This is a genomic window from Simiduia aestuariiviva (assembly GCF_014192475.1).
GTDB classification, from domain to species: Bacteria; Pseudomonadota; Gammaproteobacteria; order Pseudomonadales; family Cellvibrionaceae; genus Simiduia; species Simiduia aestuariiviva.
Genome location: NZ_JACHXZ010000002.1, coordinates 1 through 24,554 on the forward strand (window position 1 = coordinate 1; position 24,554 = coordinate 24,554).

A 24,554-nucleotide genomic window follows, 5' to 3' on the forward strand; every position below is an offset into this window, starting at 1 on the left:
TCCGCTCCGCGGTCCGGCGACCAGCATAGCTGGCCGCGCGAGCCAGCGCAGGTTGCTGATCGCAACCTAAACGCGCCGTCTCGCCCCCATGCGAACGCCCAATGTTATGCATTGGGTCGGGCCGGCGACTGCCGGTCGTCAAGCTTCTAAATTAAAACGCCGTGTAGGTGATCACTCGCCCGTCCCTGGGCTCGGCCTTCGGCCAGCTAACGCTGCGCTAATCGGCTCCTGGCCGATTAGTCCTGCAGGGCGTTTTTCTTTGTCTGGTAGAAATGTGGGCGATGTCCTACCCTCGCATGGGAAAACCCTCTCTCTATTTGTGGGTCCGCTCCGCGGTCCGGCCATCGGCGGAGCCTCCGGCGCTCCACAGCGCAGGTTGCTGATCGCAACCTAAACGCGCCGTCTCGCCCCCATGCGAACGCCCAATGTTATGCATCGGGCCGGGCCGGCAACAGCCGGTCGTCAAGCTTCTAAATTAAAACGCCCTGTAGGTAGTCACTCGCCCGTCCCAGGGCTCGGCCTTTGGCCAGCTAACGCTGCGCTAATCGGTTCCAGGCCGATTAGTCCTGCAGGGCGTTTAACAATGTATCGGTTCTGGGTTTCTATTAACTCAAGGGTCAATCAAGCAACAGGGTCCTTTATTCTAGGCTAATCGATGGCGGCTCAGTAATTTGAACTCAGTTTGTGCTCTAGGCAGCATTGGGACACTACATTTGAGGTTAAAATCAAAAATAAAATAGAAGTTTGACAATTGATTGCCACTACTAATTAATCCATAAGGGACCACAACATGGACGTTAGTCAGCAAACTAATTCCCCCTATGCGTCTTCCACTAAGGAAGAGCAAAACACACAGGTGCTATTTGCAATCATCGAGCAGCTAGTGGATTTTGTTATTCATTCGGTTCTCAGAGTTAAGCGAAAGCAGTTAAAGATTAATGTACAGCCCGAGCTTGTTGAGGCATATAGTCGTTCGCTTTCTGCAACCTGGAAAAGAGTTGAGCAGTTGCAGCTAGCGGGAAAACGACAACGACGACGATATTTATTGTTCGCCGCTGCTCCTTTTGCCGTGAGCGTTTACCTTATAGCGTTCACTCAGTATGGGCTGTTGCCAATGTTTCTTACCTGTTTTATCGGAGCTGTGTACATCGCAAAACCGGCAGTCTTGTTTAAGCAGCAGGTTATTAAAGAAGTTATGCCCGAGCTGCTTTTTCATCTCCCCGGTTATTTGTATAGGCAAGACGGCTACATTCCAGTTAAAGAGTTAGAACCTAGTAAGTTGCTGCCCATGTACGATGATGTGTTGACACGGCAAGAAGACTATTTTGAATGTCAAGCGGCAGGATTGCACTTCGAGCTAGTTGAGTGCGAATTGGCAAAATATAAGCATGAGAAAGGCGAGCAGCGTGAAAGCACAGAATTTAAAGGTCTGGTTTGTCGTATGGCTTTTGATTCGTCCGCCAAGCATCAGATAGTCTTTCAGTATAAATGGCTATTTTTACTTCGATGGCTACAGCCAAAAATAATGGGAATAGCTAAGCAAGCTAAGATGTCCAAAGGGATGTTAGGAGGCCGCTATAATATCTATTGCGCCAGTTCAGGTTATGTTAAAGAGGTTTTTACAGAGTCGATTTTGACAAAAATTGAATTTTTAATAGGAAGTCTTGATGTAGCTGCACCAGAGTTCAGCGTGGTGGAAAATCAAATTATCATTTTTTTGCATCGGCCTAAAAATTTTCTGGAAGCTCCAAATTTTGGGCAGATTCACGATAAACAAACTTTTCTAGAGAGCGTGCTAAAGGACGCCTACTTAATGGAGGAGTTGAGATCCGTGGCGGAGTTGTTAGCTGCAAATATATCGAAACTGAATAATGCCTGAGCTACTGAATTAGCCCCCTAAGCTGGCAGGTTTCTCAGGCAAAATGTCCATAACATTTGAGAGCGTGTGCTCCGCGAAGCCTGCACCCGCCTGCGCATAGTAATTAAACACCACGTCAGCACCTGCATTGATCATGGCGTTGCGTTCGTCATCGTATTTGGCGACGGCGGCTACTTTGCCTGTATAGCCCGCAGTTCTAAGCTGGTGAACAGCGTCAACCATCTCCGACAGCGAAGGCATGGTAAACATGACAAGTTTGTATTGGGTTGCGCTAAGGCCCTCCCAGAAATCAGCATCTTCAGCATCACCATAGATTACTTTTCTGCCGCAGCTCGTGTGCGACGCGATTTTCTTTTTGTCGGTGTCGACGCCACATACTTTCAAATTGTATTGGCTGGCAATAGTATCGTAGGCACCGGATCCTACACGGCCCATGCCAACGATCAACACGTCAACATTGCGCGCTGGGCACTGTGGGGCATCATCGGTTGCCAAATCTTGTTCTATCCGCTTTAAAGAGTTTTTGAAGCGGCTGTAGATCGTGTGGGATCTGCCATTAATTAAAGTGGATAGTACGAATGATATTGAAACAGCTATTGCCAGGGTGGCAAGCCAGTCTTCAGATAGCCAGCCCAATTGGAGCGCCAGTGCAGCGACAATTAATCCAAACTCGCTGTATTGAGTTAACGCAAGACCCGCTAGTAGCGCAGTTCGCACACGCATTTTGTAACGGGAAAGGATCAATAAAAAGCCTAAACCTTTTAGCGGCAGTAGCAGGCACAGTAGCAGAGCAATGCCCAACATCTCTAGACTTGGACTTGCAGATAATCCAATGTTTAAGAAAAAACCAATTAAGAATATATCCTTGAAGCTAATCATGGATTTAGCGAGCTCGCCGGATTTTTTGTCGCCGCTCAGAAGCATGCCAAATACTAGTGCACCAAGATCTGCCTTCATACCCACCAATTCAAACAATGAGCTACCCAGAAATGTTAAAATAATGCCGGAAAGAATGAGTACTTCGTCATGTCCGCTGGCTTTTAGTAGGTAGCTAAATAATGGGCGAGCGAAGAACAGCAGAGGTAAAAGCAATGCAAATAAGGTTGGTATTTTCCCTGTGGACACTGTTAAAAACAGTACGGCAATGATGTCTTGCACAATCAGTATGCCCACTGCTAGCTGTCCATGTCGAACACGAAATTCACCCCTTTCTTCGAGCATGGCTACTGCGCACACTGTTGAGCTAAAACTCAGTGCAAAAGCAATGAGTGCAGCCTGGGTCCATGTGATGTCACTCACTAAAGGCAAGCCAAGTGCGCCAACAAACATGATCATCAAGGCGGTTAATCCGCCGAATACGACGCCATGTTCAACAGTCGAGCGATAGATTTCGGGTTTGAGCAGGCTTCTAATATCTAGCTTCAAGCCAATAATGAACAACATTAGGGCGATGCCCGTATTGGCGATCACCTCAATAGTGGTGTTGGACTCCACGCCTAGATGTCCGAGAGTAAACCCTGCAATGAGGTAGCCCACCAGTGGTGGTTGACCGATTTGACGTGCGGCGAACCCGAAAGCAAAGGCGGCTAAAATAACAAGGCTGTCCATATCGTTCCCTAGAGGTTTAGAGCGTCAATCTCTGCATTTTTTAATATAGCCTAAGATTCTTTTTGGCCGGCTACAGACACTACCCGTGCAGTCAGTTGCCCTCGATCGAGCGTGACATGGATAGTATCGCCCACCGTGACATCATTTGCATCGCGCAACAGGGTATTTTGTTCATTAGTGGCGAGTGCAAAGCCTCGCTGCAAGGTTTGCAGGGGGCTTAAGTTGTTGAGGTTCTGCGAGGTATTTGCGAGCTTAAATTGAAATCGCTGAATACGTTGAAGTGTCAACCTTACAACCTGTCGATGAAAATTTTGGAGTATGCGCTGCTGAATGGGAATCTGCTTGCTGGGGCTAGCGTTTAGCAGCCGCTTGGTCGCGTTGGCTAAGCGCAACTTTCCTTGGTCAAGCTGGCGGCTAGGGTGAAGGCGGTTTAATAATTCCTCAGCATGCTTTAGCCGTCTGCGGCTCTCGGCAATTTGTTGCTGGGCAATTAGCTGTAACCTCGCTTCATGTCGATCCAACGTTTGCGCAAAAGATTCCAGTTTGGGCTCGCACCGCGTTAATCGGTGGGAAATGTGGTCGACGCGCTGCTTTGTCTGGGTAAGCGTTCGCAGCGCAGCCTTATCTAGCCTTGATTTTAAACTGGAGCACCGGGCGAACCACTCATCTGCACTAGGTGAAAGTATTTCCGCTGCAGCTGAGGGCGTAGGGGCACGAGCGTCAGCCGCAAAATCGGCGATGGTCGTGTCAGACTCGTGGCCTACACCTGTAATGATTGGAATTTCGCTTGCCACTATCGCGCGCGCTAGCCCTTCGTCATTGAAGCACCAGAGATCCTCTAATGAACCGCCGCCTCGGGCCAGTAAGATGACGTCAAATAATTGAGCGCGATTGGCCCGCGCAATGGCTTGAATGATTTGGTTGGCAGCGCCTGCTCCCTGTACCGGTGTCGGGACTAGAGTGAGTGGTTGACCGGGCCAGCGGCGCATGAACACAGACAAGATGTCGTGCAGTGCTGCTCCCGATGCAGAGGTGATTATCGCAATGTGCTTGGCTGGGCTGGGGAGGGGTCGCTTTCGCGCTGTGGCAAATAGGCCCTCGCTGGCCAGCTTTTCTCGTAATTCTTCATACGCGCGCTGAAGTGCGCCAAGGCCGGCATCCTCCATGTGCTCGACAATTAGCTGGTAATCGCCGCGCCCCTCGTACAGGCTGATGCGGCCTCGAATTAGGACTTTCATGCCATTATCCGGCTTAATCCTCAAATACTGGCTGCGATTTTTGAACATTGCACAGCGAATTTGAGCGCCAGAATCTTTTAACGTGAAATAGCAGTGCCCCGAGGCGGGGCGAGCAAGGTTGCTAATCTCGCCTTCAATCCACACGAGCGAAAGGTGGGTTTCCAGTAATTGGCGAGCCATGCGATTGAGTTGGCTCACGGAGAGTATTTGGCGCTCGGCGGCGGGCATGGGTAGTTCCTTAAGATACTAGCCGCGCACTATAGCGCCTAGGCCATGGGCGCGCGAGTGCCTCGGGACTGTCATATTGCATTGTTAAGCTAATAGTTAAGTTCCCAGTTTACCCACTAGGGCCTAGGCGGTATAATTCGCCGTTTACCTTCTAGACCTTCTATTTACCTAGGTTGGCTGCAAATTATGTTGCGAATTGCGCAGGAAGCTTTGACTTTCGATGACGTGTTACTGGTACCGGGCTACTCCGATATCACCGCTAAAGATGTCTCTTTGAAAACACAACTAACCCGCGGTATTCAGCTGAATATTCCGCTGGTCTCTGCTGCCATGGATACGGTGACCGAGTCTCGGCTGGCCATAGCCATGGCCCAGGAGGGCGGGATTGGCATTATCCACAAGAGCATGTCTATCGAGCAGCAGGCGCTAGAAGTCCGCAAAGTTAAAAAGTTTGAGGCTGGCGTCGTACAGGATCCAATTACCATTGATGCCAATTCAACCATTGCAGAGCTGGTGGCCTTGACGCGTGCTAACAATATTTCTGGTGTCCCTGTGCTTGAGCAGGGTGACTTGGTGGGTATAGTCACAGGCCGCGATGTGCGCTTCGAAACCAATCTCGCTGCCAAAGTCGCCTCCATTATGACGCCAAAAGACCAGTTGGTTACTGTGCTTGAGGGCGAGGCCCCCGAAGTGGTGCGCGGCTTATTGCACAAGCACCGCATCGAAAAAGTTTTGGTTGTAAATGAAAAGTTCGAGCTGCGCGGCTTAATTACAGTTAAAGATATTAGCAAGGCGGAAAACTTCCCCAATGCCTGTAAAGATCCGGCGGGAAGGCTGCGAGTGGGCGCTTCTGTGGGTACTAGCCCTGATACGGACGACCGAGTGAAGGCGCTGGTGGAGGCTGGTGTAGATGTATTGGTGGTGGATACTGCCCATGGCCACTCTAAAAATGTATTGCAACGCGTAAGCCGAATTAAGGAAATGTACCCCGAAATTCAGGTGATTGGCGGCAACATTGCAACAGCGGCAGCCGCTAAAGCCTTGGTTGAAGCGGGCGCAGATGGCGTTAAAGTGGGCATCGGCCCTGGCTCCATCTGTACTACGCGAATTGTAACTGGGGTTGGTGTACCGCAAATTTCCGCCATTGCCAACGTCGCTGAAGCCCTGAAGGGCACCGATGTCCCGGTAATTGCCGATGGTGGCATACGTTTCTCCGGTGATATTTCCAAGGCCGTTGTGGCTGGCGCGCATTGCTTGATGATGGGGTCCATGTTTGCCGGTACTGAAGAGGCACCTGGAGAAGTAGAGCTCTATCAGGGCCGTACTTATAAGTCATACCGTGGGATGGGCTCTCTGGGCGCCATGGCGCGCACTCAAGGCTCATCTGATCGCTATTTTCAGGATGCTAGCCAAGGTGCTGAGAAGTTGGTGCCTGAGGGCATTGAAGGGCGGGTGCCCTATAAAGGGCCACTGTCGGCTATCGTGCATCAGATGATGGGCGGATTGCGGTCTGCCATGGGCTATACAGGTTCCTTAGACTTGGAAGCCATGCGCACCAAGCCCGAATTTGTGCGTGTGACCAGCGCCGGTATGGGCGAGAGCCACGTACACGACGTCAGTATTACCAAAGAGGCGCCGAATTATCCGGTGGGTGGCCGCTAAGCCTTTATATTCGTGACATTCCAGTGATCGGCCGAGGCCGGTCACTTTTGTTTTGAGGGTGTAAAAACCCATAGCCTTCGTTAGCAAGAGTTGTCTTCACTCATGAGCCAAGATATTCACGCACAACGCATCTTAATTCTGGATTTCGGATCGCAGTACACGCAACTAATCGCTCGCCGTATTAGGGAGATAGGTGTCTACTCGGAAATTCGCGCCTTTGACATGACAGACGAAGAAATTCGCGATTTTGATCCGAAAGGTATTATTTTGTCGGGCGGTCCAGAGTCGGTAACGGCAGGTGCGTCACCGCGGGCTGCAGATTCTGTATTTACCCTGGGAGTGCCAGTTCTTGGCATCTGCTATGGCATGCAAACCATGGCCGAGCAGTTAGGTGGCAAGGTTTCCACAAGTGACATCCGCGAATTTGGTTATGCGCAAGTAAAAGTGCAGGGCACGAGTGCGCTGCTGCGTGACATAAAGGATCACTTGGCTGACGACGGTGCTGGCCTGCTGGATGTGTGGATGAGTCACGGGGATAAAGTTATCGAGATGCCCAGCGGCTTTAGCTTGATGGCAGCCACGGAATCTTGTCCGATTGCCGGAATGTACTGTGAAGAAAAAGAGTTTTATGGCGTCCAGTTTCATCCAGAAGTTACACATACGCTGCAGGGCAAACGCATCTTTGAGCATTTTGTTCTTGAGCTATGTGGCTGCAAGGCATTGTGGACTCCGGCCAATATCGTAGATGATGCTATCACCCGCGTGCGCGAGCAGGTGGGTAGCGATAACGTGCTATTGGGTTTGTCTGGCGGCGTTGATTCCTCTGTTGTGGCTGCACTCTTACATAAAGCCATTGGCGATCAGCTGACGTGTGTGTTTGTGGATAACGGTCTACTGCGAAAAAATGAAGGCGATCAGGTGATGGACATGTTTGCCAAAAACATGGGCGTCAAAGTGATACGAGTAGATGCTGAAGAGCAGTTTTTGTCGCGTCTTAAGGGCGTAAATGATCCAGAGCAAAAACGCAAAATAATCGGCAATACATTTATTGACGTGTTTGATACGGAGGCCACAAAGCTCAAAGGCGTCAAGTGGTTGGCGCAGGGCACCATCTACCCGGATGTCATCGAGTCGGCTGCCAGTAAAACCGGCAAGGCGCACGTGATTAAATCACACCACAATGTGGGTGGTCTGCCAGAAGATATGGCCTTCGAATTGGTAGAGCCGCTGCGTGAATTGTTTAAAGATGAAGTGCGAAAAATTGGCCTGGAATTGGGCTTGCCCTACGACATGGTGTTTCGTCACCCGTTCCCTGGACCGGGCTTAGGCGTAAGAATTTTGGGTGAAGTCAAAAAGGAATATGCCGATATTCTGCGTGAAGCCGATGCCATCTTTCTCGAGGAATTACATAAGGCCGACTGGTATCACAAAACCTCACAGGCGTTTGCGGTATTCTTACCGGTCAAGTCGGTGGGCGTGGTTGGCGATGGGCGTCGCTATGAGTGGGTCGTCTCTTTACGCGCGGTGGAAACCATTGACTTTATGACGGCGCGCTGGGCCCATTTACCTTATGAGTTGCTAGAGGTTGTTTCCAACCGCATCATTAATGAAATCTCGGGAGTGTCCCGAGTGGCCTATGATGTTTCCAGCAAGCCGCCTGCTACCATTGAGTGGGAATAAACTAAACCTAATCAGTAGTAGATCGGTAGATTGACAAACATGGGCTTGGAGTTATCCAGGCCCTTTTTATCTGAGGTGAATTATGGCGTTTTTACAGCATTGCCTAAATGGCGCACTGGTTGCACATTATGTGGTTGACCCTGCATTGCGGCTTGGTCGCGCGGCCGATAATGATATTGTCTTAGAAGACGGCACTGTGTCTGGTCACCATGCGGAAATTCATCTCGGTGAGCAGGGCCAATTCTTGTTCAAGGATCTAGGTAGCACAAATGGCGTGTCATTGGATGGCAAAAAACTTGCGCAAGGGCAGCTAGATGAAGGTCAATGGTTGACCGTTGGATTGCATGAATTTACCCGCATAGAGCAATTGCCCGCCGGCATGGAGCAAACGCTAAAGATTAAGAAAAGCTGGATTCCCGGTGTTTATTACACTGCAGAAAAATAAGTGTAAACTGCACCCACAATAATAAATGAGGCCACCCGTTTGGTTAGGCGATTCGGCAAATATCTGACTCCTGCAAACACCCTGTTGATGCTGCTTACCTGTGCATTTTTGCAGGTGGCCTATTGGCCCAGTGTGTTGCTCCAGCCACTGGTCTGGATAGACCATCAACTGAACGGCAAAATCTATGATTTTAGTGCTCAGCCAAACGCCGTAATTCCCCTCAATTGGATACAAGTTCCGGCATCGGATTTGGCCCAATTCAGTAGCGCTCCTGAACAATCTGATTTGGCAAAAAATCTACATGCATTAAGTCAAAAGGGAACGCTTGCAGTCTTCCTAACAACACCGTTTAGGTATCCTCGATTAGATAATCACAAACAGTCGGCGCAGCTCGATAGCGCGATGCCAGCCACTGAAAATCACTGGGCGTTGCTGCAGCAGAACGCGCTGTGGGTGTTGCCCGAAGGCTTTGTGCCAACTGACCGGGTGGCGTTAGGGGACGGTGCAACTGACAAGCTGCGCTGGCGTGGGCGCTGGGCACCTCGCATTGAAGGAGCGTTTGAGATCTCCGGTGATGGCTATCAGTTTAGTCAGGCGGCAAACCTGCCGGCTCACGCCTTGATCTGGCGGCAGGGCGCGCAGTGGCATGCCGGTATCCCCTTGTCACTGATGTCTGCCCACCTCAATCGACAATTGCAGTTCGCTGATGGCGTGGTCGTTGATGGTGCGGACTGGCAACGGGTTGTGGGTGCAGACGCTCAGCTCCCTGTGGACGTTCGGCTGCAACCGAAACCGAAAACACTGGCAGCCGCTCTAAGCGGTGCTCAAGTTGGCGTTTGGCTTGTGAGTGCAGCGTCCGACCCGCGCCCCGGACTTGTGGCTGCGACCTTACAAACATTAGCCGCAAATCAATACCCTAAATCGCCTGCTTGGGGTCAATGGTTTGCTATGGGGATGGTCGTTTTACTTTCCGCTGGTATGTTGGGCTGGTGGCTTAGCGCGGCGCCCTGGGTGTTGACACTGTACGGGCTGATCGGTGCCGCGGCCTTAATCGCCTGCCAGTGGGCTGCACAGGTGTATTTACAGTGGCGACTGCCCGTAGGTACTGGATTGTTGTTATTGGTTTGTGTCTGGAGCCTCAGGCTCGCTTGGTGGTGCATCGAGCTCCCATTTCGGGGGGTATTGGTTAGTTGGCGCGATGCGTGGCAACAAATTGTCAGGCGGCAATTACAGGATGGGCAGCTTGAAGCCGCCGAGCTGCATTTAACGTCTTTGGCAAGCTGCCGCCCAGAATCCTGGCAGTTGCAACTCTCGTATGATGTGGCGCAAACCTATGAAAAACAGCGGCGTTATGAGCAGGCAGAAAAGCTCTATCGCAGCATTTTGGCGCGGTCGGGCAGGTTTGCGGATGTACAGGGGCGTTTAAGGCGCCTGCAAGAGTTATCTTCAGGGCAGGCTGGGGCCGGCTTAGATGCCACTTTGGTCATTGATGAGCAAATTATTAACAAACCCGTACTGGGCCGCTATGAAATCCAAAAGGAGTTGGGTCGAGGCGCTATGGGCGTTGTGTATTTGGCACGAGATCCGCGTATCGGTCGCATGGTGGCAGTTAAAACACTGCACTATAAACACTTTGAGTCCAATCAGCTTGAGGGTGTTAAGGCGCGCTTTTTTCGTGAGGCAGAGGCCGCGGGTCGCTTGAGTCACCCCAACATTGTGTCGGTGTTCGATGTGGGTGAAGAGGCAGATTTAGCCTATATAGCCATGGATTTTGTGCCCGGACGCGCATTGAATTTCTATTGTGCTCCCGATAAATTATTGCCAGTGCATATTGTCTATGGGCTGATCGCTAAAGCAGCCGATGCGCTTTTTTACGCCCATAAGCACCAGATAGTGCATCGCGATATAAAGCCGAGCAATCTACTCTATGACGCTGATACTGGACGTATGAAGGTCAGCGATTTTGGTATTGCGCGCTTGGTGGATAACTCCAAGACTCGCACCGGTGACGTGATGGGAAGCCCGCTGTACATGTCGCCAGAACAATTGAAAGGCGCTAAGGTAGGGGAGAGTGCCGACATCTACAGTCTAGGTGTGACTATGTACCAGCTTTTGACTGGAAAATTGCCCTATGATGGCGACTCGTTGGCGAATTTAACGTATAACATTTTGCAAGGTAAGCACCCCAGTGTGCGAAGTCATCGCCCAGACTTACCCGCCAGTGCTACGAGAATAACCAATAAAGCGCTTCAAAAAGAACCGGCTGATCGTTATCTCTCAGGCAAAGAAATGGCTGATGCGTTACGTAAGTCACTCGCTAGAGATTTTTAATCGCGTTTGGGTTGGCGAAAACACAGAAAAAGTAAAGAGTGAGGTTTAATTATGGCTCAGCTAGCTCAGCTCATTGACGATGTTGTAGTGAATAAATTTGTCTTGGGGGATGAGCCCCTGACCATTGGTCGGCACCCTGATAGCCGTGTACAAATTGACGATGGCGCGGTAAGTAGCCGACATGCGGTCGTGTTATTGGCAGCCAATCCCGACTTCCCCGACTTCCAAGAGGTGACCATTGAAGACCTCGGCAGCACGAATGGGACCCGAGTCAATGGTGAAAAAATTGTTGGTCGCGTGCAGTTGCATGCGGGCGACGTGGTCAAAATTGGTTGGAATGAATTTAAGCTAATTGATCACAAGTCGAAAAACCTGGCCAGTACCGTTCATATCCTGCACGACTAGAAGTCTGCCTTAATGCTTCAGTGTCAAAATGAAAAAAACCGCGCCTAGGCGCGGTTTTTTTATGGCTTGGTTCGGCAATTATCTTTCAAGATACTGAAGTTTACCTTCAACGCCATCCCATTCTGCTGCATCTGCTGGAGCATCTTTCATCTCAGTGATATTGGGCCATGTTTCGGCCAACTCAGCGTTTAGCTCTAAAAAGACTTCTTGGCCCTCTGGCAATTCATCCTCTGAGAAGATGGCATTGACTGGGCACTCAGGTTCACACAGGGCGCAGTCGATACATTCATCTGGATGAATAACCAAGAAGTTTGGGCCTTCGTAGAAACAATCTACTGGGCAGACTTCTACGCAGTCAGTGTGCTTACACTTAATACAGTTTTCACCCACAACGAACGTCATTATCGCTACTCCGTCTAATACGAAAAATCGGCGGGCATTCTACCCCAATCTTTAGCAGGCTTCTAACGTTTTAACGTCAGATACCCTCAAATCTGCTGTTTTAGCTTATAAAGTAGCTCCAGCGCTTGGCGCGGTGTGAGTTCATCAATGTCCAGTTCGCCCAGCGTGTCCACTACAGGGTGGCTGGGTGCGTTGAAGAGGTCACTTTGCTGTGGTCCGCTTGGGGGCGTAGAGCTAGCAGCGGCGGTAGCAGGCTGCTCCGCTATGAGTACCGGTGCATGGCTGCCGGCTTCGAGCTGGGCCAGTTGTTCCTGAGCGAGACGTAGAACCTGTGCAGGAATACCCGCAAGTTTTGCCACTTGAATGCCGTAACTCTGGCTGGCTGGCCCCGTTTGGATGTGGTGCAAAAAGACAATGTTATCTTTGTGTTCGGTGGCGCTTAAATGGACGTTGGCGATACCTTTTACCGTCTCTGGTAGCGCGGTGATTTCAAAATAGTGGGTCGCAAATAGCGTGAAGGCTTTGACGCTTTGTGCCAAGTGCATGGCCGATGCCCAGGCTAGCGATAAGCCATCGAAGGTGCTGGTGCCGCGGCCCACTTCATCCATCAGCACGAGGCTGTTTGCGGTGGCGTTGTGGAGGATGTTCGCCGTTTCTGTCATTTCCACCATAAACGTGGAGCGACCGCTGGCCAAATCATCGCTGGAACCAATGCGCGTAAAGATACGATCAACCATACCGAGTCGGCAGCGGCTTGCTGGGACGTAGCTGCCAATTTGCGCCAGTAAGACAATCAACGCGGTCTGCCGCATATAGGTGGACTTACCCCCCATATTTGGCCCCGTGATCACGAGCATGTGGCATTGACGGTCCAGTTGTAAGTCATTGGCTACAAAAGGTTTACTGGAAACCTGCTCAACCACGGGATGGCGCCCCTCGACAATGTCGATGCCGGGGCACGTATCCAGTGCGGGTTTACATAGATTTAGGCATTCAGCGCGCTCGGCAAGGCTGGTGAGAACGTCCAGTTCGGATACCGCGGCGCCGGCGTCTTGGAGCTCAGTTAAGTGAGTATTGAGCGTTTCGAGTAAAGCTTCATAGAGCGATTTCTCGCGGGTCAGCGCGCGACTTTTGGCTGACAGGGCTTTGTCTTCAAACGTCTTGAGTTCGGGTGTGATAAAACGTTCGGCATTTTTGAGGGTTTGGCGGCGAATATAATCGGCGGGTGCTTGTTCGGCCTGGCTGCGGCTCAGTTCGATAAAGTAACCGTGTACGCGGTTGTAGCCCACTTTCAGCGTGGAGAGTTTGGTGCGTTCACGTTCCCGCGTTTCTAGATCCACTAAAAACTGGCCCGCGTTGGTGCTGATCGCGCGCAGCTCGTCGAGTTCTTCGTCATAACCTGCCGCAATAACCCCACCTTCGCGTATTACTACCGGTGGATTTTCAACGAGGGCCTGGTTCAGCAGGTCGACTAAGTTCGGGAACTCCCCAATTTGGTGCGCGAGCGCCTGCACTCGGTCGCTGTCTGCGCCCGCTAGCTGCTGTTGAAGCGAGGGAAATGTGGCCAGAGAATGGAGTAGACGGCTCAGGTCTCTGGGCCTCGCAGAGCGCAGTGCCAAGCGCCCTAAGATGCGCTCCATGTCACCCACTTGCTTAAGGGTTTGGCGAATGGGCTCAAATCTGTAGTCGACGAGCAACCAGCTGATGGCATCCTGTCGCAAGTTTAGGGTCGCTAGGTTGCGCAATGGCCGATTGAGCCAGCGCCGCATCAGTCGGCGCCCCATGGCTGTGACAGCCGAATTAAAAACCGCTAAGAGGGTGTTTTCCTCGCCGCCACTCAAGTTGGTGTCAATTTCCAGGTTGCGGCGTGTTGCGGCATCCATGGCGACCGCTTCATCCCGATTCTCGACACTCAGCGCGCGGATATGGGGCAGCGCGGTTCGCTGAGTCTCGCGCGCATAGGCCAACAGACAGCCCGCTGCACCGAGTGCTGCATGTAAGTGGCCACAGCCGAAGCCGTCTAAGTCTTGTGTGCCAAATTGCTGGTTGAGCAGGTGTTGTGCCGTATCCAACTCGAATTCCCAGGGTGCGCGACGACGCAGGCCCTTTCGCTGGCTCAATAACGCTAGGTCGGCCAAGCTATCAGCCACCAACAGCTCTGCGGGGTTAAGGCGTTGCAGTTCCGCCGCCAATGCGGCTTCCCCCTCGACTTCCAATACTAGAAATCGGCCGGCGCCAATGTCCAAGCTAGCGATACCGAACGTGTCGGCGTGTTGAAAGACGGACACCAAGAGATTGTCTTGCCGCTCGTCGAGAAGTGCCTCATCGCTCACTGTGCCGGGCGTGACAATGCGCACCACTTTCCGCTCTACGGGCCCTTTACTGGTAGCTGGATCGCCTATTTGTTCACAGATGGCGACCGACTCACCGGCTTTTACTAAGCGTGCTAGGTAGCCGTCGGCGGCGTGAAAGGGGATGCCGGCCATGGGAATCGGCTCACCGTTGGACTTGCCTCGGGCTGTGAGGGTGACATCCAGCAATTCGCTGGCCTTTTTTGCATCGTCGAAAAACAGCTCGTAAAAGTCTCCCATTCGATAAAACACCAGTTCATGGGGGTGTTCGGCCTTGATGCGCAAATATTGTTGCATCATGGGGGTGTGCGCAGAGAGGTCTTGTACGGCTTGAGTCATAGTGAATAACTGGATTGAGTAATACGGCTGTAAGGATGGGAGTTGGGCGGGTATTCTACGCAAAAGCGAGGCAACCATAAACGGCCGATGTCGATGATAATGAGTGATTACGATCTTGTAGTGGCGCTGGGCCGTATGCTCTCTGGCAGCGGACTAAGTGTAAGCTGTGCCGAATCCTGTACCGGTGGGGGTGTGGCCCAAGCATTTACCGCCGTACCAGGGAGTTCTCAGTGGTTTGGCTACGGCTGGGTTACCTATGCCAACGCGGCAAAGATGACCCAGCTTGGCGTGAGCGAAAGCGTATTGATGGCCGATGGCGCGGTCAGTCGCAGTGTGGCGCAACAGATGGCTGAGGGTGCGCGGCGCGCAAGCGGCAGCGACTGGGCGCTTGCCACCACGGGCATCGCAGGCCCAGGTGGTGGCGGTGTGACAAAGCCTGTCGGCACTGTTTGGTTCGCTTGGGCGGGCCCTCAGGGCGTAGAGGCGGAGTGCCAAGTGTTCTCTGGCTCCCGTGAGCAGGTGAGGGCTCAAGCAGTGACTGCTGCGCTCGCCGGCCTACACCAGCGACTGCAACAAACTACTGTATGATTGTATAGTACTGGTTGCGTATACAGTATTTTTGCTCTATGCTACCAACAACTGATCGGAACAGATCAAGCTTTAGCTAACAAGAGCCCTTTGGGCGCAGACAACACGAAAACTAGAACATTTAGAAGGTATCAACATGGACCAGAACAAAGAGAAGGCATTACAAGCAGCGTTGTCACAAATTGAGCGCCAGTTCGGCAAAGGCACCGTTATGCGTATGGGTGATCGCGAGCGCATCGTCATGCCCTCCATTTCTACCGGTTCTCTGGGCTTAGATGTGGCGCTTGGCATTGGTGGCTTACCTAAGGGGCGCATTGTTGAAATTTATGGCCCTGAATCATCCGGTAAAACCACGCTTACGTTGCAAGTTATTGCCGAGGCTCAGCGCAAAGGTGGCGTTTGTGCTTTCGTGGACGCCGAGCACGCCCTCGATCCCGAGTACGCGGAAAAGCTGGGTGTCAATGTCGATGATTTGATCGTTTCTCAGCCCGATACCGGTGAGCAAGCTCTTGAAGTTGCAGACATGCTAGTGCGTTCAGGGGCGGTGGATGTCTTAGTTGTGGACTCGGTTGCTGCGTTGACGCCAAAGGCTGAAATTGAAGGTGAGATGGGTGATCATCACGTGGGTCTGCAGGCTCGATTAATGTCTCAGGCACTGCGTAAAATTACAGGAAATATCAAAAACGCTAATTGTTTGGCTATTTTCATCAACCAAATCCGTATGAAAATCGGCGTCATGTTTGGCAACCCAGAGACGACCACGGGTGGTAATGCACTGAAATTTTATTCGTCCGTACGATTAGATATTCGCCGCACAGGCGCGGTAAAAGACGGTGACGAAGTTATCGGTAATGAAACGCGCGTTAAAGTGGTGAAAAATAAAGTTGCGCCTCCGTTTAAGCAGGCTGAGTTTCAGATTTTGTATGGCCAGGGTATCAACTTGCAAGGCGAAATAATTGACTTTGGTGTTAAGTTGGGCCTGATTGATAAGGCTGGCGCATGGTACAGCTATAAAGGTGACAAAATTGGCCAAGGCAAAAATAATGTTGTGAAGTTTTTGTTGGAAAATCCAGCAATACAGGCAGAGCTTGAGCAGCAAGTAAGAGCTGAGTTGCTGGGCGGAAAAGTTAAAGCTGAGGCGGCAGTTGAAAAGATTGTTGAGGATGTAGATTCGTAAGGTTGTTAGCTGGCCTCGCGACCATCGTGTCGCGAGGCATTTTTTGATTGAATAGCTGTCATTGATAATGGCAGTGCGGAAACAGTCGTAGGCGCATTTACAGGAGGAAATGTGAGGAGCTCAAGTTCGGCGTTAATCACTGAGTCCGAAGCCATGGATATGTGCATTCGCCTATTGGCACGTAGAGATTACAGTGCTGGCAATTTGCGTAAAAAGCTCGCTGCTAAGTCTGTAAATGAAGACATTGTTCATCGGGTGCTGACGCGCATACAAGAGTTGGGATATCAAGATGACGTGCGATATGCGGCGGCCTATGTGCGCTATGGCATTAGTCAGGGGAAAGGACCGGGTTGGATCGCCGCGCAATTGTTTCAAAAAGGTATCGAGAAGAATCTCATTGACGAATCGTTGGCGAGTGCAGAAGTTGATTGGTCCGAGTTGGCAGCTCAGCAGTTGCGTAGGAAGTTTCGGCAGGCGGTTGAGGATCAAAAAGAGCTTGCTAGATGTTTTCGCTACTTGGCGAGTCGAGGATTCCAGCCGGATGTTATTAAGTCGGCAGTTGATGGCCTAAAATCTGATGCCGCCTATTAGCGGTTTTGTTGGATGATAGTTCTGAACAGAGTGCTTGGGCGGAGCGTCAGGGAAGTTTCGCTATAAGCGGTGTTCGGTCACTTGCCTGTGTGGTGTAGTGCTTAGGCCCATTTAATTTTTGTCGTATCGTATTACTCCTGTTTTATTTGGCCTTCTTATTTAATCTTAAGTCTTTTCTGCTATGAGATTTCTGAAGCAGCCCGCAGTCGTCTTGCAAATATACCTAGAGTTCGTTTTCTTGCCTTGGACATTGTTGGCATGGAATTTATGCGTTTACTGATTTTCTTGTAAAAATACCTGTATATCGTGATTGCTGCGCGTGAAAAAACGCTGTTGCGTGGCTGTGTGTTTTTCTCGATTATTTTTAAGGAAAATTAGGGTTATATACTCTAGCGAGTATTTCAACTGTGATTACGTCGAACTGGTAGTGGCTTCAAGGTCAGCAGAAGTGGCATCGCGATTGGCTTCTTTTGGTGGGTTGCCATCTGTTGCTTTGTTGTCCCTTTTTCTTGGGCGACCTCGCTTAAGTGGCCTTACCCGCTGGTTTGCGATCTTCTCAATTCGATCTTTAAATGCGTCGCCACCCAAGACCTGTCCCAATTTTACAGTTTCTGCTATGTATACCAATAGTCGGTTATCAAAAGCGTAACGAAACAGCTTTCGATATTCTTGAATGCGTTCTCGTGCTGTTTTTCCGAGTTCTAGGTATAGCCGGTGATCCTTGATAAGCGGGCTCGAGTTAATAGATGTGTGATAGTTGAAGCTAGACCAAGGGTATTCCCCAGGTTCATTGGCGAGCCCTAAATACATAGGTTTCAATTCGACATATCGATAGCATGTAAGCAAGTAGGCGTCTGAATCAATTAAACTCGATTTATAGCGACCACCCCATAATGTTCCTGAGCGACGATAACGATGGTTAATGTATTGTACATAGCGGCGTCCTAATGACTGCATCATCGAGGAGAGGCCCTGTTCGATACGAGGCGTCGCAATAAACTGCACCATGTTTGGCAGCAAAACATAAGCATGAATATCTACGCGATACTGCTCAGCTGCCGCCTGCAGACTTTGTAGGTAGAATTCATAGTCTTCGTCGTCAAAAAAACACGGCAGGTTGTTATGGCCGGTTTGGACGACGTGTTGTGGGATGTCTGGTAGGTTAAGCCTTGGTAGTCGAGCCATGACGGCTAATTGTCCCTAAATGATTCGCGTCCTTTTTTAATCACCCAATGAAGGGGGGGACATTATTACAAAGGAGCGCATGAGATTTCAAACGAATACGTAGAGTTTTAGTGGTTCCATCGTACAAGTTAGATAGCTGTTCTAGCTTGGATCTATAGGTAGTTGCATTACGTTTAGGCCTTTTACTTCTGTTTTCCGAATTGGTTAGGCTAGAATGCCAGCGCTTTATGCTCTCTGATGGAGAGGGCTGTCAACACAGTGGATTGGTGTGATGAAACCAGCGGAGTTAATTCGTCTAGCAATAAATGGGCGAACGGACATTGGGCAAGTAAGAAACGAAAACGAAGATCACATTGGTTGGCAAAGTCATCCGTCGTTGCCGTTTGGATTTGTCGTGATTGCCGATGGCATGGGGGGCTATACGGGTGGCTCAACTGCAAGCCAATTGGCAGTAACTAGAGTGTCAGATTGTTTGGAGTCGATACCTAATTCTAGTTTCATTTCCTGTACGCCAGAGCAGCAGCTTTTGATGTTACAAGCGGCGATTATGGATGCGTTAAATGCGGCAAACTCAGATATTTTAAATGCGAAGGCCGTAAATCCACAGCTCGCCAACATGGGGAGTACTATCGTCCTCGCTGTGGTATGGAATAACAATGTCACTATCGCCCATTTAGGGGATTCTCGTGCGTATCTTTGGAATCGGGATGGCCTGGTTCAACTGACACGCGATCACAGCTTGGTGCAGGAAATGATCGATAACGGATCCCTGACCGAAACCCAAGCCCGCAGCAGTAAAATACGTAATCATATTACGCGTGCGTTGGGTGTGACCGAGTTTATTGAGCCTAACATCAATTCCTACGCGTTAACGCAAAATACCTTGTTGATGTTATGCAGCGATGGATTAACTGAATATATGGCGCACGATGAGTTAGAGTTTGTCCTGTCTACCCATCGGCCTGCACTGGAGTGCTGTTATCGGTTTATTTCCGAGGCGAACGAATCCGGCGGTAAGGACAATATCAGCGTAGGAATTATCGAATATACCGTACAAAGTGGCGACGAAAAATTGGCTGTCATTTCGCCCTCTGTGATGCAGGTGGAAGAGGATGTCACGGTGCGTAAAACCTCTTCGCAAATACCTTAAGCGATTTGCTTTAACCGGCGCGCACTTGGCGCACCTTGATAGCCAGCCTCGATTATGTGCCTAATGTCTGCCTTGTGGCGTGACACTGGCAGACACTGGTTTCGGATCAGTGCCCCTCCGGCAGTAAGGTGAGTCGGTGCTGGGTCTCTGCTTTCAACCAGGGTGATGGTGTTCCATCCACCCAATCTGAATGGCCGGCGCTAAAGAACTCAGACAGCGGGTGAGCTGACTGGCCTGTTGCCATATGGAAATAACCCTGACTTTCTCTGCCGGGCGAAACAGCGAAACGTTCGCTGGCGCCATGGGTGGGTGTTTGCACGCGTGGCATGTGAGTATCGCCGTTCAGTGCTTGGTTTGGCATGGACATCCACCAATCAATCGGTGCGACAAATCGAGCTAAAGGGTGCTTTATTTGAACGCGATTCGCTTCACCCCAGGTGTCGTTGGAAAGGGTACCGTCTTCGTAGAGTGGGGCGATTACCGCCTCGATTGCAAATTTTTCCAGCTCGTTCCAGTTTGAAAAATCGGGATTCAACAGATGCTGTGGACGTTCACTTAAAAGTGACCATGCGGGGTACTCTATTTGACGATTTGCTAAGGCTAAGTCAAATTCTGGGTCTATGCCGCGCATATAAGTAATCAAAGGCGCTGTCATTAATTCTATGACTTTGAGTCGCCATTCTCTCACTAAGCGATAGCCCACTGAATCTACCGAGGCTCTGCCGCCCCACTGCACAATGTGTGATTGCGCCTCTTCAAGTGCGGGTGATAATTGCGCATAGCGCTGGAGGTGATTGAGTAGTGCTTCGCGCCATGGAGCTAAAAACAACGCTCGATCGTCTAATTGAAGGGCTAAAAAATCTGCCTCGGTAAACGAGTCTTGCGCAAATAGGCCGTCGCGAATTTGCTGCTGTCTTGCGCCAAGCGCATAGGCTGAGTCGCCCATAAGCTCAAACTCATCGCCTGACAGGGTGCGTGCATTGGCGGTCCACAGGCGTTGCTGCGTTGGTGCTAGAATTTTTGGGTGCTGCTCACTGCTGCGAATGCCATCCCAATATTTTTTGCCGTCACTCCACGATTCAGGTAGTTTCCCGTCGGTGCCAACGCGGTTGGGGAAGGGGCCTGCCACGGTCCAGCCAATGGTGCCTTGGTCATCGGCGAGCACTAAGTTTTGATGGGGCATGCCAAATTGTGGACCCAGTTCAATAGCGGACGCCACGGAATCCAGATCTTCCAGTTGCCATGGCCCCATATTGGCCCCACTGACATCGTGCGCAGTCCAGCGATAGGCCAATTGCCGACTTTTGGCATCAGTGGCGATTACGGGGCCCCACTGGGTTGATTTTACAGTGAGTTCAATCGGATCTGCGCCTTTAACTTCGATGACTTCTTTAGTCGTCTCAAAAGCTTGCCAACCATCAGCTGTTTTGTAGTGAGTGTCGTGTTCGTTAGTTTCCAGCAGTACAACATCAGACCAGTCGCCCTGGGTATTGGTGTAGCCCCATGCGAGTTTTCCATTGGAGCCGGCGACAAGTATTGGCGTGCCGGGCAGCGTGGCGCCGCTGATTAGGCGTTGCGTTTTTGGGTTTTGCCATTGGGCGCGGTACCAAATATTGGGTACGCGAATGGCGAGGTGCATGTCATCGGCTACCATTGCGCCCCCGTGCGGGGTTAACGCTCCCGATACCGCCCAGTTGTTGCTGCCGACAATCACATCTTCGGTCGCCATGGGTTCGTACACTAGAGCCGCCTCGCGCGGCAACAGGTCTTCCCAGCTAGATTGTGGAATTGGAGCAGTCTGGAGGGCTGAACCTTTCAGTGGAGCATCCCAGTGCCCCCCTTGCTGCACAAAAAAATCATACAGGTCTTGTGGCAAACTCTCGGCCATAAGTCCGCGTGTTCGTTCAAACCAGCCTTCACCGTCCTGCAGCACTAAAATCATACTAAATACGGTCAAAATGCTGTCTTCAGGCTGCCAGGGCGCGGGCGTTACTCCTAGCAAGGTGTATTCAAACGGTGGCCGGGGTAGTGCTGTGATGCCATGATTAACGCCCTTGGCGTATGCGTTTAACAGCTCAACGGCATCGGCATCATAGTGTTGTAGATTGCGCACAGCGCGCATGCGAAATTGGTGCAGCCTGACTTTTTCATCATGCGGCAAAGCTGCAGGTCCAAATAGGGCCGACAGTTCACCTGCTGAACTTCGTCGCTGAAGATCCATCTGGAAAAAACGGTCTTGGGCGTGTGCAAACCCGAGTCCATAGGCGATGTCTGCTTTCGATTCGCCCTTGATCTCTACAATGCCTTGCCCGTCGCGCTCAAGGTGTACTGGATTTTTTAGCGCCTCTGCAACAAGCGCCCCATCGAGCAAGGGTAGGCTTTGCCGCAGCAGGCCAAAAATGACGGCAACTATCGCAAGTGAGAGACCGAGGGTGGCGAATAGTAGGTATTTGGCGAATTTCATGGAGTCCTCTTTTTTGCTTATGTTAGCAGCGAGAGGGCTGCGATGCGTAGGAATATGTGACTATAGGTTCACGGTCTGCATGCTAAACTCAACCACCAGCTGCAAACGGCAATCTATATTTCTTTGCGCTAGTCTTGGGTACGTCTAAAAAGGTTAATTGCCAGCTTCATTATTGACTATAAGTCCGTTGCAGAAATTTTAAGTTTAGTTTGACATAAAGTTATCGCGGAAAATCGTGACGCTACAAGGTCGTTACTGGAGTCGACAGCTCCCGCGAATCTAGGCTCGCTGATAGAGTTCTATAAACACTGTATTTTTTGCTCAAGGGGTTATTTGACGCATCAATTTTGGATCCGTGGAGGGGAATTGCCTAGACAGCTGGCCAAGTAGGTGGAAAGCCATGGGTTGGTAGTGCAGGGCCATAAAGCTACTAACTTTTAACTCGAGGCCTAGTTGGCGGCTCTCAAATTTCTTTTGCTCGAGTAGCCGTCTATTTAGGTTGATAAAGATATTGTAAATGAGTGAGTTTGACGATAAAAAGCGGTAGCAACTGTGCTACCGCTTTTTTGTTGGAATGGCGGTAACTAAGCGGGTCTAAGGTGTGTTGCCTAAATTCTGCCAAAGGTGTGTGTAGCCAAGTGCAATACGCTTTGCTAATTGAGCTTTAGTACTGGATCCACCATGGCCGCCTTCGCGGTTTTCGTAATACTCTACTTGTTGACCAAAGTCTTTCATTCGCGCCGCCATTTTTCGAGCGTGGCCTGGGTGAACGCGGTCGTCCTTCGTTGAGGTGTAAAAGAGTACCGGTGGATATTCAATGTTGGCTTTCACGTTGTGAAACGGAGAATAGCCTTTGATCCATTGCCACTCCTCGTCTACATCTGGGTTGCCATACTCTGCCATCCAGCTCGCACCGGCCAGCAGTGTGTGGTAGCGACGCATGTCCAGCAGTGGTACGCCACAGATAACCGCACCGTATAAATCAGGGTGGCGCACCATTGTGGCTCCTACGAGTAACCCACCATTACTGCGGCCTTCGATGCCTATGTGAGGCGCGGCGGTAATTTTACGGTCTATCAAATCTTGCGCGATGGCTTCGAAATCTTCATAGGCTTTCGTGCGATTTTGTTTGAGTACAGCACTATGCCAAGCGGGCCCGTATTCACCCCCTCCACGGATATTTGCCAATACAAAGACACCGCCTCGCTCAAGCCACAGTTTGCCATAGGCGCCGTTAAGGTCTTCGTAGGATCCAGAGTAAGAAGGCGTCAAAGATACCCGAAAGCCACCGTAGGAGAATATGTGCGTCGGTGCTGTTCCATCAAACGCCAAGTCCTTAGGGCGCACCACAAAGTAGGGAACCAGTGTGCCGTCAGCTGATGTGGCCTTAAATTGTTCCGCCACAAATTGGCTGGCATCGAAGGTGGCGGGTTGGGTCGCTGCAAGCCTTGGAGCGCCATCGCCCGCGACGTAATATAGGCTGGGTGGTGTTAAAAAGTCTTCATAGCGAGCAAAAAACTCGCCGGTTTTATCGTTGATGGTTTCGACAGCAATTTTACCATTGTCCGGCAAATCGATGGGCTTCCACTGCCAGTTGCCAGCGCGTTTTTGATATAGGCGCGCTTGTGATTTAACGTCGCTGAGGCCAACCACGAGTATGCCTTTGGCGGTTGAGTGTATCTCTTCTACGACAAACTCACGGCTGGGCTCAATAAGCTCGGTTATATCATGGGCCGCAGATTTTTCAGGGGTGATTAAGATTTGTGGTCGCGCGAGTAAAACGGAACCCTGTTTAAATGTGCGACCATTAAACTGCCAGTCAGACTTGAGTGAAATGAGTAGTTCGTCTTTCACCAAGTCGTTGATTACCGCGGTGGCCGGTAGCTCAAGCTGTATCAGCTTTTCATCTTTCAGTATGTGAAACGCGGATTCCCAAAAGCTCGTGTCCTCAGTGATAAGCTTGAGCTGATGGCGCCCATCTTTTAGCAGCTTGCCACTGGCAGAGACGGAATCTTTGGCTGCGTTAAATAGTATTGTGGCATCCTGTAGCGGTGTTCCGCGTTGCCACAGGCGTACTTGGCGAGCATAGCCTGAATCCGTTGTGGTATCTGAGCCAAAATCCGTGCCAATGAAAAGGTGGTTTTCATCAACCCAGCTCACATTGGTTTTAGCAGCAGGTATTTTGAATCCTTGGTCGAGAAATTGAAGCGAATGGGCATCAAACTCGCGCACTTCGATGGTGTCGCCACCGCCTTCGGATAGAGACATCAAGCAGTGCTGGTACTCTGGACGCAAGCAGGACATGCCTTTGAGTACCCATTGTTTGCCTTCAGATTGCGACAGCGCATCTAGGTCAATGACTGTTGTCCATTGTGGATTGCCGTTGGCGAAATCTGTTGCGGTAGTTCTCCGATAAACACCCCGCGGGTGCTCTTGATCCTGCCACAGATTGTACACATGCTCACCTTTTTGGGTGATCTCAGGCAGTCTTTGAGGGCTAGATAAAATGTCTAACGCTTGATCATAGAGGCTTTGGTAGAGCGGGGAGTTTGTGAGGCGGGCGTCGGTTTCGCTGTTGGCTGCGTCGACCCACGCCAGGGCCGCAGACCCTTCCACATTTTCGAGCCATTGAAAGTCATCGGGTGTCTTGCTGCAAGAGGTGCTGAATAGTGCTAAACAGCATAGCCATAAGGTTGATCGCATCGCCGAGAAGTCCTTATATGTTATTAGGTCAGAATAACAGACGAAATAGACCACCAATTACCCAATGTCAGTGTGCATTCTTACCTTTGCATTGCTATCGCGAGGGATGTTGACGGCCCGCTTCTGCA

Annotated in this window: 17 protein-coding genes; 10 read left to right on the forward strand and 7 right to left on the reverse strand. The window is 50.8% G+C overall.

The features are described 5' to 3' along the window. The first annotated feature begins 790 nt into the window (after positions 1-790). Positions 791-1,879 carry a hypothetical protein gene (locus FHS30_RS05645; protein ID WP_183909290.1) on the forward strand — a complete coding sequence of 363 codons (1,089 nt, stop codon included), beginning with the start codon at positions 791-793 and terminating at the stop codon, positions 1,877-1,879. A 9-nt stretch (positions 1,880-1,888) separates the two neighbouring features. Here the strand turns inward: FHS30_RS05645 and FHS30_RS05650 are convergent, their stop codons facing one another. After that, the gene (locus tag FHS30_RS05650; RefSeq protein WP_183909292.1) at positions 1,889-3,487 is read right to left on the reverse strand and encodes a cation:proton antiporter family protein; all 1,599 of its coding nucleotides are present in this window, start codon (positions 3,485-3,487) and stop codon (positions 1,889-1,891) included. Positions 3,488-3,537: 50 nt separating this feature from the next. After that, entirely contained in the window at positions 3,538-4,953 is a 1,416-nt protein-coding gene (gene xseA, locus FHS30_RS05655) for an exodeoxyribonuclease VII large subunit (RefSeq protein WP_183909294.1), read from the reverse strand. 186 nt (positions 4,954-5,139) lie between these two features. Between xseA and guaB the strand changes: the two genes are divergently transcribed. From guaB to FHS30_RS05680, 5 genes are all read left to right on the forward strand, one after another. Then, complete coding sequence (gene guaB, locus FHS30_RS05660; protein WP_183909296.1) at positions 5,140-6,615, forward strand: IMP dehydrogenase; 1,476 nt, start codon at positions 5,140-5,142, stop codon at positions 6,613-6,615. A 102-nt stretch (positions 6,616-6,717) separates the two neighbouring features. Then, a complete protein-coding gene (gene guaA, locus FHS30_RS05665; RefSeq protein ID WP_183909298.1) occupies positions 6,718-8,295 on the forward strand; it encodes a glutamine-hydrolyzing GMP synthase in 1,578 nt (525 codons plus the stop codon). An 82-nt stretch (positions 8,296-8,377) separates the two neighbouring features. After that, a complete protein-coding gene (locus FHS30_RS05670; RefSeq protein WP_183909300.1) occupies positions 8,378-8,740 on the forward strand; it encodes an FHA domain-containing protein in 363 nt (120 codons plus the stop codon). A 39-nt stretch (positions 8,741-8,779) separates the two neighbouring features. Then, positions 8,780-11,071, forward strand: coding sequence for a serine/threonine-protein kinase (locus FHS30_RS05675; RefSeq protein ID WP_246341202.1), 2,292 nt, complete (start codon positions 8,780-8,782; stop codon positions 11,069-11,071). Between the two features lie 51 nt (positions 11,072-11,122). Continuing rightward, positions 11,123-11,476 carry an FHA domain-containing protein gene (locus tag FHS30_RS05680; protein ID WP_183909302.1) on the forward strand — a complete coding sequence of 118 codons (354 nt, stop codon included), beginning with the start codon at positions 11,123-11,125 and terminating at the stop codon, positions 11,474-11,476. Between the two features lie 78 nt (positions 11,477-11,554). Here the strand turns inward: FHS30_RS05680 and fdxA are convergent, their stop codons facing one another. Next, on the reverse strand, positions 11,555-11,878 hold the full coding sequence (gene fdxA, locus FHS30_RS05685) for a ferredoxin FdxA (protein WP_183909304.1): 324 nt from the start codon (positions 11,876-11,878) through the stop codon (positions 11,555-11,557). Positions 11,879-11,964: 86 nt separating this feature from the next. After that, positions 11,965-14,568, reverse strand: a complete 2,604-nt coding sequence (gene mutS / locus FHS30_RS05690; RefSeq protein WP_183909306.1) for a DNA mismatch repair protein MutS — start codon at positions 14,566-14,568, stop codon at positions 11,965-11,967. Between the two features lie 99 nt (positions 14,569-14,667). On the opposite strand from mutS, the gene FHS30_RS05695 reads away from it, so the two are divergent. The 3 genes from FHS30_RS05695 to FHS30_RS05705 all read left to right on the forward strand — a co-directional run bounded on the left by FHS30_RS05695 (position 14,668) and on the right by FHS30_RS05705 (position 16,924). Further along, complete coding sequence (locus FHS30_RS05695; RefSeq protein ID WP_183909308.1) at positions 14,668-15,156, forward strand: CinA family protein; 489 nt, start codon at positions 14,668-14,670, stop codon at positions 15,154-15,156. A 136-nt stretch (positions 15,157-15,292) separates the two neighbouring features. After that, positions 15,293-16,333, forward strand: coding sequence for a recombinase RecA (gene recA / locus FHS30_RS05700; RefSeq protein WP_183909310.1), 1,041 nt, complete (start codon positions 15,293-15,295; stop codon positions 16,331-16,333). Between the two features lie 111 nt (positions 16,334-16,444). Next, complete coding sequence (locus tag FHS30_RS05705) at positions 16,445-16,924, forward strand: RecX family transcriptional regulator (RefSeq protein ID WP_183909312.1); 480 nt, start codon at positions 16,445-16,447, stop codon at positions 16,922-16,924. Between the two features lie 411 nt (positions 16,925-17,335). Here FHS30_RS05705 and FHS30_RS05710 read toward each other — a convergent pair whose 3' ends face one another. Continuing rightward, a complete protein-coding gene (locus FHS30_RS05710; protein WP_246341203.1) occupies positions 17,336-18,109 on the reverse strand; it encodes a transposase in 774 nt (257 codons plus the stop codon). A gap of 271 nt (positions 18,110-18,380) precedes the next feature. Here FHS30_RS05710 and FHS30_RS05715 point away from each other — a divergent pair, with 271 nt between their 5' ends. After that, positions 18,381-19,259 carry a Stp1/IreP family PP2C-type Ser/Thr phosphatase gene (locus tag FHS30_RS05715; protein WP_183909314.1) on the forward strand — a complete coding sequence of 293 codons (879 nt, stop codon included), beginning with the start codon at positions 18,381-18,383 and terminating at the stop codon, positions 19,257-19,259. 106 nt (positions 19,260-19,365) lie between these two features. Here the strand turns inward: FHS30_RS05715 and FHS30_RS05720 are convergent, their stop codons facing one another. Both FHS30_RS05720 and FHS30_RS05725 read right to left on the reverse strand, forming a co-directional pair. Beyond that, the gene (locus tag FHS30_RS05720) at positions 19,366-21,723 is read right to left on the reverse strand and encodes a penicillin acylase family protein (protein WP_183909316.1); all 2,358 of its coding nucleotides are present in this window, start codon (positions 21,721-21,723) and stop codon (positions 19,366-19,368) included. A 594-nt stretch (positions 21,724-22,317) separates the two neighbouring features. Further along, positions 22,318-24,426 carry a prolyl oligopeptidase family serine peptidase gene (locus tag FHS30_RS05725; protein WP_183909318.1) on the reverse strand — a complete coding sequence of 703 codons (2,109 nt, stop codon included), beginning with the start codon at positions 24,424-24,426 and terminating at the stop codon, positions 22,318-22,320. Between the last annotated feature and the right edge of the window lie 128 nt (positions 24,427-24,554).